At 48.6% G+C, this 14036-nt stretch carries 11 protein-coding genes; 5 read left to right on the top strand and 6 right to left on the bottom strand.

The genetic code is table 11. From position 1 onward, the window contains the following. Window positions 1-248: 248 nt before the first annotated feature. Window positions 249-2525: a formate C-acetyltransferase gene (gene pflB, locus J0X00_RS17395; protein ID WP_218563286.1), complete on the bottom strand. Its 2277-nt coding sequence runs from the start codon at window positions 2523-2525 to the stop codon at window positions 249-251. A gap of 375 nt (window positions 2526-2900) precedes the next feature. After that, window positions 2901-4445, bottom strand: coding sequence for a DUF3360 family protein (locus tag J0X00_RS17400; protein WP_136484207.1), 1545 nt, complete (start codon window positions 4443-4445; stop codon window positions 2901-2903). Between the two features lie 605 nt (window positions 4446-5050). Between J0X00_RS17400 and J0X00_RS17405 the strand changes: the two genes are divergently transcribed. The 4 genes from J0X00_RS17405 to J0X00_RS17420 all read left to right on the top strand — a co-directional run bounded on the left by J0X00_RS17405 (window position 5051) and on the right by J0X00_RS17420 (window position 8384). Beyond that, entirely contained in the window at window positions 5051-5821 is a 771-nt protein-coding gene (locus tag J0X00_RS17405; RefSeq protein WP_136484206.1) for an ABC transporter ATP-binding protein, read from the top strand. A gap of 146 nt (window positions 5822-5967) precedes the next feature. Beyond that, a complete protein-coding gene (locus J0X00_RS17410) occupies window positions 5968-6744 on the top strand; it encodes an ABC transporter substrate-binding protein (protein ID WP_168796987.1) in 777 nt (258 codons plus the stop codon). Window positions 6745-6963: 219 nt separating this feature from the next. Then, window positions 6964-7704 carry an ABC transporter permease gene (locus J0X00_RS17415; RefSeq protein ID WP_136484204.1) on the top strand — a complete coding sequence of 247 codons (741 nt, stop codon included), beginning with the start codon at window positions 6964-6966 and terminating at the stop codon, window positions 7702-7704. A 2-nt stretch (window positions 7705-7706) separates the two neighbouring features. Further along, window positions 7707-8384 carry an ABC transporter permease gene (locus tag J0X00_RS17420; protein ID WP_136484203.1) on the top strand — a complete coding sequence of 226 codons (678 nt, stop codon included), beginning with the start codon at window positions 7707-7709 and terminating at the stop codon, window positions 8382-8384. 95 nt (window positions 8385-8479) lie between these two features. Here J0X00_RS17420 and xthA read toward each other — a convergent pair whose 3' ends face one another. Next, window positions 8480-9289, bottom strand: a complete 810-nt coding sequence (gene xthA / locus J0X00_RS17425) for an exodeoxyribonuclease III (RefSeq protein WP_282477314.1) — start codon at window positions 9287-9289, stop codon at window positions 8480-8482. Between the two features lie 229 nt (window positions 9290-9518). Between xthA and J0X00_RS17430 the strand changes: the two genes are divergently transcribed. Then, on the top strand, window positions 9519-10532 hold the full coding sequence (locus J0X00_RS17430) for an NAD(P)-dependent alcohol dehydrogenase (RefSeq protein WP_282477315.1): 1014 nt from the start codon (window positions 9519-9521) through the stop codon (window positions 10530-10532). Window positions 10533-10685: 153 nt separating this feature from the next. Here J0X00_RS17430 and rsmS read toward each other — a convergent pair whose 3' ends face one another. The 3 genes from rsmS to dinG form a co-directional block, all read right to left on the bottom strand. Beyond that, the gene (rsmS, locus tag J0X00_RS17435; protein WP_136484200.1) at window positions 10686-10850 is read right to left on the bottom strand and encodes a pleiotropic regulatory protein RsmS; all 165 of its coding nucleotides are present in this window, start codon (window positions 10848-10850) and stop codon (window positions 10686-10688) included. Then, the gene (locus tag J0X00_RS17440) at window positions 10850-11398 is read right to left on the bottom strand and encodes a primosomal replication protein (RefSeq protein ID WP_282477316.1); all 549 of its coding nucleotides are present in this window, start codon (window positions 11396-11398) and stop codon (window positions 10850-10852) included. Before J0X00_RS17440 ends, rsmS begins: the two co-directional genes overlap by 1 nt. Window positions 11399-11533: 135 nt before the next feature. Continuing rightward, complete coding sequence (dinG, locus tag J0X00_RS17445) at window positions 11534-13609, bottom strand: ATP-dependent DNA helicase DinG (RefSeq protein WP_282477317.1); 2076 nt, start codon at window positions 13607-13609, stop codon at window positions 11534-11536. Window positions 13610-14036 lie beyond the last annotated feature (427 nt).

Genomic DNA, 14036 nt, shown 5'->3' on the forward strand with positions numbered 1-14036 from the left:
ATAGCTTTACCTTACCTTAAGTGAGGTTAAATTTGCGTGCGACATCTCGCCACTGAGGGGGCATTCTCAGTATTGAACTTTTTATGAATCAGTAGGTTGTTACTTTCACTGCGTTAAACAAATCTCCGGGCGCTGCTGTTGTTGGTATCGAATACAGAGCGCAGGCGGTGATGCCTGTTGATAAGAAAAAATCCCCGCTCCAGGAGCGGGGATTGCGCATTAACAGAGTGTGTTAATCAGCTCAGCGATTACAGTGAGTCAGTGAAAGTACGAGCGATAACGTCTTGTTGCTGCTCAGTAGTCAGAGAGTTAAAGCGCACTGCGTAACCGGATACACGGATAGTCAGCTGCGGATATTTCTCTGGATGTTTCACTGCATCAAGCAGCGTTTCACGGTTTAGTACGTTCACGTTCAGGTGCTGACCACCTTCGATACCCGCTTCGTGGTGGAAGTAACCATCCATTAGACCTGCCAGGTTCGCTTTCTGCGCTTCAGTATCTTTACCCAGTGCATTTGGTACGATAGAGAAGGTGTACGAGATACCATCTTTCGCATCTGCAAACGGCAGTTTACCGACTGAAGTCAGAGAGGCGACGGCGCCTTTCTCATCACGGCCGTGCATTGGGTTAGCACCCGGTGCAAATGGCGCGCCTGCTTTACGACCGTCAGGTGTCGTACCTGTTTTCTTACCGTATACCACGTTTGAAGTGATAGTCAGGATAGACTGAGTCGGAATCGCATTGCGGTAAGTTTTCAGTGCACGAATCTTGTTCATGAACATGGTGACCAGCTGGCAAGCGATATCATCAACACGAGGGTCGTTGTTACCAAATTTAGGGTAATCGCCTTCGATTTGGAAGTCGATCGCTACGCCGTCTTCGTCACGTACTGGTTTCACTTTCGCGTACTTGATAGCAGACAGAGAGTCAGCCGCAACAGACAGACCAGCAATACCACATGCCATAGTACGTTTCACGTCCAGGTCATGCAGAGCCATCAGAGACGCTTCATAGCTGTATTTGTCATGCATGAAGTGAATCGCGTTCAGTGCAGTAACGTACTGTTTTGCCAGCCAGTCCATGAAGTGGTCCATGCGTTGCATCAGGTCATCGTAGTCCAGAACTTCGGCGCTGATTTTTTCCATCTTAGGGCCGACCTGGATTTTCAGTTTCTCGTCCACGCCACCGTTGATGGTGTACAGCATGGTTTTTGCCAGGTTGGCACGAGCACCGAAGAACTGCATCTGTTTGCCGACCACCATTGGTGATACACAACATGCAATGGCGTAGTCGTCAGATTCCATGTCCGGACGCATCAGGTCGTCGTTCTCATACTGGATAGATGAGGTGTCGATAGACACTTTCGCACAGAACTTCTTGAAGCCTTCAGGCAGGCTTTCAGACCAAAGCACAGTGATGTTTGGCTCTGGAGAAGGACCCATGGTGTACAGGCTGTTCAGGAAGCGGAAGTTAGTCCGAGTGACCAGTGTACGGCCGTCAAGGCCCATACCGCCCATAGATTCCGTTGCCCAGATTGGGTCGCCAGAGAACAGTTCATCGTACTCAGGAGTGCGCAGGAAACGTACCATACGCAGTTTCATCACGAAGTGGTCGATCATTTCCTGAGCTTGGTCCTCAGTCAGTTTACCCGCTTCGATATCACGCTGAATGTACACATCCAGGAAGGTTGAAGTACGACCCAGAGACATGGCCGCGCCGTTTTGCGATTTCACTGCAGCCAGGTAGCCGAAGTAAGTCCACTGAATCGCTTCTTGTGCGGTTTCAGCCGGACGAGAAATATCGTAGCCGTATTTTGCTGCCATCTCTTTGATTTGGCCAAGCGCACGGTGCTGTTCAGCCACTTCTTCACGCAGTTGCATGGTCAGTTGCAGATCTTCGCCATTTTCGAATTTCGCTTGCAGAGAGCTGAACTGAGCAAATTTGTCTTTCATCAGGAAGTCGATACCGTACAGAGCGATACGACGGTAGTCACCGATGATACGGCCACGTCCGTAGGCATCTGGCAGACCGGTCAGAACGCCGGACTTACGACATTTGATGATGTCAGGTGTGTAGATATCAAATACACCCTGGTTGTGAGTTTTACGGTACTCGGAGTAGATTTTTGAGACTTGAGGATCCAGCTCACGGCCGTACACTTTACAAGAACCCTCAACCATGCGGATACCGCCGTTAGGGATGATGGCACGTTTCAGTGGTTTTTCAGTCTGAAGACCAACAATCGTTTCCAGATCTTTATTGATGTAGCCTGCATCGTGAGCAGTGATGGTAGAGATAACTGAAGTATCAAAATCAACAGGAGCGTGGGTGGAGTTTTCCTGTTTGATACCTTCCATTACCTGTGCCCAAAGCTTGTTGGTTGCTTCAGTACCTTCAGAAACAAGGAAAGATTCGTCGCCTTCGTACGGTGTGTAGTTCTTCTGAATGAAATCACGAACGTTTACTTCGTTTTGCCAGTCACCTGCTGCAAAACCTTCCCAAGCTTTAGCAAATTGCTCTGCCATGACATACCTACCTTTTTAGTAGCAAAAAAATATACGTACTGTTTCGCCGTTGAGCCAGCTATCTCTCTGACAGGAGAGAAGCAGTACACTCTTAATAACAATATCTGTATTCAAATTTAATTCGGTATCCTAGTTCACTTCACGAAAAAGATACTCACCTGTTTGAATATAGATATTGGTATTTGTTTCCCTTGATTGACAATTTAAGCTAAAAAAAATCCGCAAACCTTAAACTAAATCAATAAAAGTTAAAAAATTAAAATAAAGTTTGGGTAGTGACTGGCACTACCCAAGAATGTTGCTGAATTCACTGCGGTCAGCCACTTTAAAGTGACAGGCCGAAGCGCTATCAATGCGGTTGATTCATGTCGCCTATCAGTGCAGCCATGCTTGCAAGCCGTACTGGCTCTCTAGCATGCCCACAGCAAGCATAGCCACTAAACAGATAATTAACACACCACCCGGAATGACCACTTTATCAACAAAGGAAAGCTTAGCGGCGCGCTCTTTGTCACCAATCAAACCGTTGTTATCCAGCAGCATCGTCAGTGCCCAGGCAAGAACCGGGTTAACCACGGCTGAGCCGAAAATACAGATACCAGCTGCTTGTGACGATTTAGTGTCTTTAATCATTTGCATGCCTGCTTCCAGCAGGGGCAGGAACACACCAACCAGCAGGGCACAGCGCATGACCGGTGGCCAGACGGCAACGTCCATCGGGAAGCCAAGAATAGCGATGGTCATGACCAGCAGACCGAGAATAATGGCGCCACCGGGAATCGGACGTTTAGCGATAGCCGCAGGAATCATATAGGTGCCCCATGACGAAGTGATGTTACCGCCACCCAGTGCCGTGCCCACCATTTGACGAACCGAACACATGGTCATGGTGTCATCGACGTCCATCAGCACTTTTTCAGTCTTACGCGGATAGTTGAGCTCCTGGAAGATTCGGTGACCCAGAAAGTCCGGTGACCACATTGCAACGGCCAGGATGGCAAACGGCAGCGAAGCGATGAAGTGTTGCAGATTTGGCAGACCCAGCATCCAGCCTTCTGTCGTTGATCCCCACCAGTAGACCGGGTTCAGGTTTGGCAGACCCATCTGGGTTTCAAAACGCAAATCAAAACCCGCGCCAAATACCATGGCGATCAGCAGCCCGCTCATTGCACAGACCGGGATAGCCAGCCAGCGCAGACTTAACTTGGCCAGAATCGCGTAGATAACGATGTTGATGCCCAGTACGACTAAGCCGACATAGCCCATGCTTCCCGCCACGACATCCGCAGACTGCAGGTTGGTGGCCCAGGTTTGAATCGAAGTAATCTGACTCATGGTACCGGTAAAACCAAGGAAGATGAGCAGACCACCGGCAGTGCCTTCAGAGGTCAGGTTGACCAGCTTGGAGCCACCCTTAAAGTAGCTCAGCAGTAAACCGAATACGCCAAGCAGGATAGCCAATGCAAGAGGGTGGGCACCGGCCAGTGCAATAGAGCCGATAAGAGGGATCATTGGTCCGTGGTTGCCTGCCAGGTTGGCTTTGGGATTAATAAAGCCAGAGGCCAGCACACAGAAAAACAGTGCTGGCAGCAGCATTTCTACCCGGGAGACTTCGATGGCGAACTCTTTACCGAGGTTAATATGGTCCCAGGCCTGAGTCAGACCATCGGCCCAGGACATCATCACCGCAGAATACATCGCGATAATACCGATAGTACCAGCCAGAGCGGGGACCAGGTCTTCCAGTTCAAAACGAAAATCACGTCCGGGCAAATTGAGACCGAAACGGCGCGGTTTCATGATCTGCAGTTCGTGATCAAGATAATCGGAACGGCTTGCAAACTCAGATGCAGGACGATGGAGCTCACTGTAGCTCTGTGTGTCGATGTCTGAGCGCTCTAGGTTGGCTACGTCTGACATAGATTCCTCATATTTAAAAGTAAGTAATTTTTGATTGAATTTTGAAAAACACGTCGTTGTCACAGGGGGAAACCTTGACCGCACGGGCTGAGAGCCGGTGTGGAGACAGTTAACCCTATAAAGTGGATGGTATTATTAATACTTTTATTAGTGGCGAGTTTAACGTGCTTAAATCGGAGGCTGATTGATCTTGATCAGGTAAAGAACCGAAATGAAAGAAAGCTACATATTGGGAGAGAAATCAGCCACATAACGTTCAGTCATCAGGAAAATATATTTCAGTGTGTAATGTTTACTACCATTTCCAAAGTGGAACACAGATATTTAGCAAAACGTGAAATGTGTTAATGATAAATTTAGTACCAGTTCGTGTTTTTACGAAAATGTTAATGAATCTGAGTGGAATATTGTGCTTGTACAATGTGTTTATATGCGTATTTTGAAGATGAATTGGCTAAAATATGAATTTATACTCAGATAAAACAACTAAATATCATTGTTTTGCAGGTTAATAATTTGTTGCATGTTAAGGGTGACAATGCTAGTTTGTATCGAAAATTAAGAGCGAAAGCTCGACAGATATAAAATTCAGGGAGTTAGAGCGCATGACAGATGTACCAGCGCTGGATATAAAAGACCTGCACAAAACTTTTGGCCAGAATGAAGTACTGAAGGGTATTTCTCTTCAGGCTCACAAGGGTGACGTAATTTCGATTATCGGATCATCCGGCTCGGGTAAAAGTACCTTTCTAAGATGCATTAACTTGCTCGAAACCCCGACAGCAGGGGATATTTGGGTTAAGGGCGAACAAATTCAGATGAAGAAAGACCGTCAGGGTCACTCTTCACCAGCCAATGAAAAACAGGTGCAGCGTATCCGTTCACGCCTGGCGATGGTTTTTCAGGGCTTCAATCTGTGGTCACACATGACGGTACTGGAGAACGTGATTGAAGCTCCGGTGCACGTTCTTGGTGTACCTAAAGCACAAGCTATTGAAAATGCCGAACTATTGCTGAAAAAAGTAGGTTTATACGAACGGCGTGATTATTATCCGGGTCACCTGTCCGGTGGTCAGCAGCAACGTGCCGCGATTGCGCGGGCTTTAGCTGTCGATCCGGAAGTGATGCTGTTTGATGAACCGACATCAGCTCTCGATCCCGAGTTGGTTGGTGAGGTTTTAGGCGTAATGCGGGACTTGGCCGAAGAAGGCCGCACCATGCTGGTGGTGACGCATGAAATGGCGTTTGCCCGCGATGTGTCTAACCACGTGATGTTCTTGCATCAGGGACGGGTTGAAGAGCAGGGTGATCCGGCTAAATTATTTAAGAATCCGGATTCACAGCGTCTGAAGCAGTTTATTTCCTCGATTTACTGAGTTTATTGCCTTCGTACCGACGATAAAGCAGAGGAGTCATGTGGTCTGCACAGGATGTAAGACGGCAGCGACGGACAGTTCACCTATACTAATTTTTTTAATTAAAAATTTTATAAACAAAACAATACGATCACAGGAGTATGGAAATGAAAAAGTGGTTACTAGTGGCAGCATTAGCCGCGACAGCTGCAACAGGTGTTGCACAGGCTAAAGAATGGACAACCGTACGCTTCGGTATTGAAGGCGCGTACCCGCCGTTCAGCTGGACTGAAGCAGATGGTTCACTGCAGGGTTTTGATGTGGATATGGCCAATGCATTGTGCGCAGAAATGCAGGTGCAATGTAAGATCGTCCCTCAGGACTGGGACGGTATTATTCCGTCACTGCTGGCGCGTAAGTACGATGCGATTATTGCGGCGATGTCTATCACTGATGAACGTCGTAAGAAGGTCGACTTTACTCATAAGTACGCGTTGATTCCAAATAAATTTATCGCTAAGAAAGGCGCTAACCTGGATTTTTCTGCTGATGGTCTGAAAGGTGTGAAAATTGGTGTGCAGCGTGCGACTACTCACGACAAATACCTGACAGATAACTACGGTGACTCGGTAGAAATTGTTCGTTACGGTTCATTTGATGAAGCTTACCTTGACTTGGCAAACGGTCGTATTGCCGCTGTACTGGGCGATGCTTCAGCGCTGGAAGATGGCGTGCTGAACAAAGAAGGTGGCGAAAACTACGAATTCGTTGGCCCTTCTCTGACTGATCCAAAATGGTTTGGTGAAGGTTTCGGTATCGCGACTCGCAAACAAGATAAAGATCTGACGGACAAACTGAACGCAGCAATCGACGCGCTGCGCAGCAAAGGTGAATACCAGAAGATCGCGGCGAAGTACTTTAAGTACGACGTTTACGGTGAATAATTAGCCCGCTTGTCTCCAGTGGTAATGCTGGGCTGCCGGCCATAAGGCCGCGCTGAAAGACAAAAGGCATTCCTGGTTGCTGGCTCCTAGTTCGTAGCAGTACCCGGCAACCAGGTGTTTAGGGTCAGGTGATCCTGTGTGACTAACATGACTCTTTCGAGAGAACAGCGAATCCATTGAGTTAACCGGATTGACCCTAGGACTAGGAAACATTTTTTTATGCTGGATTTACAGGGATATGAAGCCTCTATTCTAAAAGGGGCGGTTCTGACCATCGAAGTCGCGTTGTTATCGCTGCTGCTTGCGATGGTACTTGGTATGTTGGGTGCACTTGCCAAAATGTCACCTTATCGTTCGGCGCGCGCAGTCGCGACCGTTTACACCACTATTATTCGCGGCATCCCGGATCTGGTGCTGATGATGTTGATTTTCTTTGGCGGACAGATCCTGCTTAACAACAGCTTGTATGCCATCAATGAGTGGCTGAATAACTGGTTCACTTCCAGTGATCCGAATCACGAGTGGGTTTCTTATCTGCCGGATTACATTGATGTCAGTCCGTTTATCGCCGGTGTACTGACGATCGGATTTATCTTCGGTGCCTACATGGCTGAGACATTTCGTGGTGCGATCATGGCGGTCGACAAAGGCGAAATGGAAGCCGCTAAAGCGTATGGCATGAGCTCAGTACTGGCGTTCCGCCGTATTCTGCTGCCGCAGATGGTACGTCACGCCTTACCGGGTTTCGGTAACAACTGGCTGGTACTGCTGAAAACCACCGCTCTGGTTTCAATCATCGGTCTGGAAGACATGGTGCGGGTCAGCTCGCTCGCTGCCGGTTCAACGAAAATGCCGTTCACTTTTTACATGGCGGTGTCGATCATCTTTTTGGTCTTTACCAGCATTTCTACCGGTTTACTGAAACTGGTTGAACGCAAATTCAGTATTCATATGAGGTAGATATGGACTTTTCATTAATCATTGATAGTTTACCTATCTACTTCAGCGGCCTGTGGACTACGGTATGGCTGGTTGGTCTGTCGTTAATTATCGGTCTGAGCATTGCTATTCCGTTAGCGATTGCACGCAACAGCCGCAATTATCTGTTTAACGCTCCGGCATGGGCTTACATCTACTTTTTCCGCGGTACCCCGCTGCTGGTGCAGCTGTACCTGATTTATTACGGTATGGACCAGTTTTTCCCGGTGAAAGATACTTTGTGGGAAAACGCCTGGTTCTGCGCGCTGGTGTCATTTGTGTTTAACACCTCTGCTTATACAGCAGAAATCATCCGCGGCGCCATCAATGGCCTGCCAAAAGGTGAAGTGGAAGCCGCTAAAGCGTACGGTATGGGGACCTGGAAGATTTATCGCCGCATTATCTTGCCAAGTGCATTGCGCCGCGCACTGCCGGCCTACAGCAATGAAGTGATCTTTATGGTTCACGGTAGTGCGGTCGCGGGTATCGTAACCATTATGGATTTAACCGGCGCCGCTCGTCTGGTTAACTCGCGCTACTATGCACCTTTTGAGTCTTTCCTGACGGCAGGTCTGTTCTACATGTGCCTGACCTTTATCATCATTTGGTGTTTCAAACAAGCCGAAAAACGTTTTCTGGCTTATTTACGCCCACTGAGTTAATGCCTATCGTTTAGTGAACAGAAAGAGACAGAAAAAAATAGCCCTGCATCTGCAGGGCTATTTGTATTTGTGCTCACGTGAGGGTTGAACCCAGATTAAGCGCTGAAGGTCGACCAGATCGGCGCGTGATCGGATGGCTTATCGATACCACGCAGCTCATAATCAATTCCGGATTCGCTACATTTCGCTGCCAAGACCGGTGTCGCCAGAATCACGTCAATCCGCAGTCCGCGGTTATCATCGAAGCCGCGAGAGCGGTAATCAAACCACGAAAACTGGTCGTCGACTGAAGGGTGCAACTTACGGAATGTGTCCTCAAAGCCCCAGTTCAGCAATGTATGCAACCACTCGCGCTCTTCCGGCTGGAACGAGCACTTACCGGTTTTCAGCCAGCGCTTACGGTTCGGTTCGCCAATACCGATATCAAGATCGATAGGGCTGATGTTGATATCACCCATCACGATTAACTGGTCATCAGGGGTATGGTAATCATGCAGGTAGGTCATGAGGTCGCGGTAGAACTGACGCTTGTACGGAAACTTAGTTTCGTGATGAATGCTGTCGCCTTGCGGGAAGTAACCGTTGAGCACGGTCACTTTTTCACCTTGCTCATTGAGGAAGGTGGCCATAATCATGCGCTTCTGGTGTTCTTCACTGTCGGTCGGGAAACCTTTGCGTACTTCAATCGGTTCTTGCTTACATAGCATGGCCACGCCGTAATGCGCTTTCTGGCCGTGGAAGTAAACTTTGTAGCCCATCGCTTCGACATCCGCTAACGGGAATGCCTCATTGTGTACTTTAATTTCCTGCAGACCAATCACGTCCGGCTGGTGTTTGTCGATCACCGCCTGCAGTTGATGCAAACGTGCTCGCAAGCCGTTGATGTTAAAGCTTATCACTTTCATATAAACTGGAACCCCTTGAATGCTGTGGTGGTTTTCTATTAGCCGGAATAGTAACACTTTTCGCTGTTGTTTACAGACAATCGCCGCATTGCGGATGAAGAGAAATGAACGGCTTTTGCATGCATCACTGAATCCGCTGGCATTCGAAAACTGCGGTATCCATTGCTACAGTGATGCCCATTGCATTCTTGGTCCTGAATAGGCGTAATTACAATTGAAGGAAGGTTTCATGAAAGCGTTAACGTTGACTCAACCCGGTGGTCTTGAACAGATAGTTGTCAGTGAAGTTGCCGATCCTGGTCAGCCTGGTCCGGGCGAGATCCGGGTCGCGATCAAAGCAAGTTCACTGAATTTCCATGATCTGCTGGTTGCAAATGGCACAGTACCGACAGAAGCGGATCGTATCCTGATGTCGGATGGCGCAGGTATTGTTGAAGCTATCGGTGATGGTGTGATGGAATTTGCTGTGGGTGACAGTGTGGTGTCGACCTTCTTTCCCAACTGGGTGGCGGGTAAAGCATTTGCGGGTGTTGGTCACTTTGGGCATACGCCGGGCGATGGCGTACAAGGTATGGCAGCTGAGTTTGTTGTGCGACCGGTTAACGCATTCACCAAAGCTCCGCAAGGCTGGAGTCATACTGAATCGGCCACGATTACGACGGCTGCACTGACGGCATGGCGTGCGTTGGTGGTTGATGGCCAGCTGAAAGCGGGTGCCACTGTGTTAACCCTGGGTACCGGCGGAGTTTCGATCGCAGCAATTCAGATTGCTAAAGCCATGGGCGCCCGGGTAATTGCAACGTCGTCTTCTGATGAAAAACTGGCCAAGGTGAAGGCTTTGGGCGCCGATGACGTGATCAACTATCGCACCCAACCTGAGTGGGCACAGGAAGTGCTGCGAATGACTGACGGGCTGGGGGTGGATCATGTGGTGGAAGTGGGTGGTCCCGGCACCCTTGCTCAGTCAATCAATGCAATCAGAGTCGGCGGTCATATCGCCCTGATTGGTGTGCTGACCGGCGTGCAGGGTGATTTACCGACCGCGACCCTGATGGCTAAACAGGGCCGTTTGCAGGGGTTGATCGTTGCCAGTCGCCAGGATCAGCAGGAGTTTATCACTGCGCTTGAGCAAAATGGTTTGCGCCCGGTTATCGACAAAACGTTCCGGTTTGAGCAACTGGCAGAAGCTTTTGCTTATCAGGCCAGCGGGCAACACTTTGGAAAGGTGTGTGTGGAATGGTAAGTCTGTTGACGGACGTTCTGCCCATAGTGAGCTGAATTACTGACAGTGCGAAAAGCGAGGGTGGCGTAGAGGCTACTCTCGCTTTTTCTTTTTTGACCGCAGGAAGGCGGGTTTTGCTCGTGCCTAAGAACTCTCTGGCTATAAACTCGTTTATCAGGATGACTGAGCAATCTTGTGTTCCAGATCAGCCTTGACGAATTCGAGGGCTTTGAGCGCAACTTCAGGGTCAACCTCATTGCTTTCCAGCAGGTAAATCAAATCAACGGCCAGTTTAATTTCATCCGGTGCATCACTGAGGGGAACATTAGGCTCGTTCATTACTGGTTCTTCTCTCTGTAAGTAATCTGTTTTTCAATTTTAGCTTTGGCATCCTGACAGCGTTTTAGTCTCTGCTCAACAGTCAGCAATGCTGTCTGGGCCACTTGTTTTTGGAAGGCCGGGGCGCTATCGAGGGCGTATTGTTTGTCTCTGACCATCTCCATCAGACGGCGTTCCCACTCCTGGTGTTGGGCAAGCTCCTGATACAGGTCGCTGATGGGTTTGCGATAATAACTGCTGTGTTTCGGTTCACTTTTGCGGATTGTCTGGGTGGATAACTCGCGCTGAATAGCACTAATCTGGGCCAGAAGACGTTCGGTCAGATACTCAGCGCGCGGCTGAGTCAGTTTACCCGCCTCCTGTTCACGCAAAATAGTGGTCAGGGTACTTTGCGCTTCCTGAACACATGGCGTTAGCAGTTTGCCGTGGCAGTGAAATAGCACCTCATCAAACAGCGGTTGGTGATGCTCACCACGGCGGCGATCTAATTGCGCAGCGTTCTGTTTAAGCTGCTCTAACAGGTTATTTAAACGGGAAAAATCACTCATAATTTAGCTTATTGTCCGTTCAGGTAGGTTTTGCGTTCAAAGTGCGTTATGCGTTAAAAGTACGTAATGCGTTCACATCTGGCGTCCGACAAGGGTAACCCACCATTGTACTGTGTCTGTATGAATCCGAACCGATCAATATTCTATTTTACGTTTAAACGGCGGCAAAGAGTCGAGCAGAGACTTACCGTATCGCTTGGAAACGATGCGGCGGTCGAGTAGCACCACTCTACCGCAATCGCGCTCCTTACGCAGCAAACGCCCCACTGACTGAATCAGCTTTTTACTCGCTTCTGGTACGGTAATCTGTAAAAACGGGTTACCGCCGCGGTTCTGGATGTATTCTGCGTGCGCTTGTTCTACCGGCGAGGTTGGTACCGCAAACGGAATCTTGGTGATAATCAGGTTTTCCAGTAATTCTCCCGGGAGATCAAGGCCTTCTGAGAAACTTCCGGTGCCAAAAAGCACGCTGGTTTTACCTTTTTCGACCAGGTTTTTATGTTTATTGAGAATTTCTTTCCTCGATTTTTCACCCTGAACTTGCAGCGCCCAGCCTTTTTTGATGAATAACTTGGAAACAATTTCCGCGACTTCTTTCATCTGCCAGTAAGAGGCGAAAAGCACCAGATTGGCTTTGCCATCTTGGATGTAAGTGTCGATTTTATCGGCCAGATAACGGGTGTACTCCGGAGCCTGCGGTTCATATTTCATCGCTGGTATCAGCAGCTCTGCCTGATTCTGATAATCAAACGGCGAGGCCAGAGCGAGAAATTGCACGCCATCTTCTGCTCTATCACTGATGCCGGCCTGACGGCAGAAAAAACTGAATGAATTGAGTGCGCGCATGGTGGCCGATACCAAGACTGCGCCAACACAGCGGCTCCAGATCTGTTGATCCAGCTGCCAGCCAATCTCTAACGGGGATACGTTGACCACATAGTCCCCCTCGCGCTCCGGGCTTAATTCCAGCCAACGGGCGAGGGGAGCGCCTTTTTCACGTTTTGGTTCTGCCATTAAATGCCATACCTGAGCCAGGTTTTCCAGGCGCTGAATATAAAACCCAAGTTCGGCCAGGGCAGGTTCTGCCAGGCGTGAAGCCAGTTCACCTTCTTTGACCCGTTCGGCAATCAAATCGGCAATTTTAGCCACCGCCTGATTGGCTTTCTGGCTCTGACGCTTGAGCTCTTTTGATTCCTCTTCCAGCCAGGCTGGTAAATCGCCGTGCTCAAACCGATAGCGTTTCTCTTCAAAGGCCATCGGGTCAAATTGTTTGGGCATCTGGGTCAGGGTCGGAATCAGGTGCTGTAAGGCGACCTGGGTTTCATTACGAAAGCGGGCCACGCGTTTCTCGTCTGCCAGACCGGCAAATTTGGTCAGCGTTTGATTGAGTTTTTCCAGCCAGGAAGCTGCACCTTTCATGGTTGCGGCTGCAGAAGCGTGCTCGCGTGCTACGTGAGGAAGGTGGTGGGCTTCGTCAAACACGTAAATCGTGTTTTCCGGCTCAGGCAAGATCACTCCGCCGCCGAGATCGGCATCAGCCATTACCAGGCTATGGTTGGCAATAATGACATCGGTTTTATCCAGTTCTGAGCGCGCTTTCTGGAACGGACACTGACGATGAGCGCTGAAACTGCCGTTGCAGCTGTGTTTATCACTGACAATGGCGCTCCAAATCGCGTCAGACAGGGTATCTGGCCATGAATCCCGGTCACCGTCCCATTTACCTTGTGAAAGCTGGCTGTAGAGCTCCTGCAGCGTTTCGATGTCGTTTTGCGATGGCTTGGATTCAAACATCGCCATCTGACCGCCATCGGCTCCGCTCGCCACGGCCAGTTTTTCCGCGCAGCAGTAACGTTGACGACCTTTGGCCAGAATAAAAGAGAAATTTTGGTCTGTGATGCGGCGAAACAGAGGCAAATCTTTGTTTATCAGCTGTTCTTGCAGTGCCACTGTCGCGGTGGAAATCACCACTTTGCGGTTGTTGTTCACCGCGACAGGAATCACGCCCATCAGATACGAGAGCGATTTGCCAATCCCGGTCCCGGCTTCAGCAACCAGCATTCGGGTCGATTTGTGATAATTGCCACATAATGTTTTGGCAATTTCCGCCACCAGAAAATTTTGAGCGCGTCGCGGGACGAAATTGTCCAGCTGACTTTGGAGGTTTTGGTAGCTGGTTTTGATCGATTTTTGAATTTTTGTTGTGAGCATAACGGGACCTGCATATCGGGAGCGGGATGTTAGCACACTTTGCTAAGCGATAAGTAGTTCACGAAATTGAATGCTTTTACATTAAATCTAGATCCCGTTCACAAAAAAAAACTGAACCTTCATACACTTAAATTTAATTTGAAATATGAAAAATATAAAACCCCAAAAAAGGATAGTTGCATGTATATTATTCTGTGTAAGTCTCTATAAACCGAACTTATTGGTTTTAAATTCTGCAATGTTAAAGTATTTAACATTTAGGCTTTCTTAGTTTTTTGCTTATAAATTGGCCTTTTTTAGATGTACTTTATCTTTAAGTTATTGATTTATATTTATTTTTTTGCTTTTTATAAAATTTTTATAAGCCATTTGACAGCCAGCATTATCTTTTGCAATCTAAACCTCGAAATTAGTGGCGATGGTAAGT

Source organism: Vibrio sp. ABG19, from assembly GCF_029962385.1.
Lineage (GTDB): Bacteria > Pseudomonadota > Gammaproteobacteria > Enterobacterales > Vibrionaceae > Vibrio > Vibrio ostreae.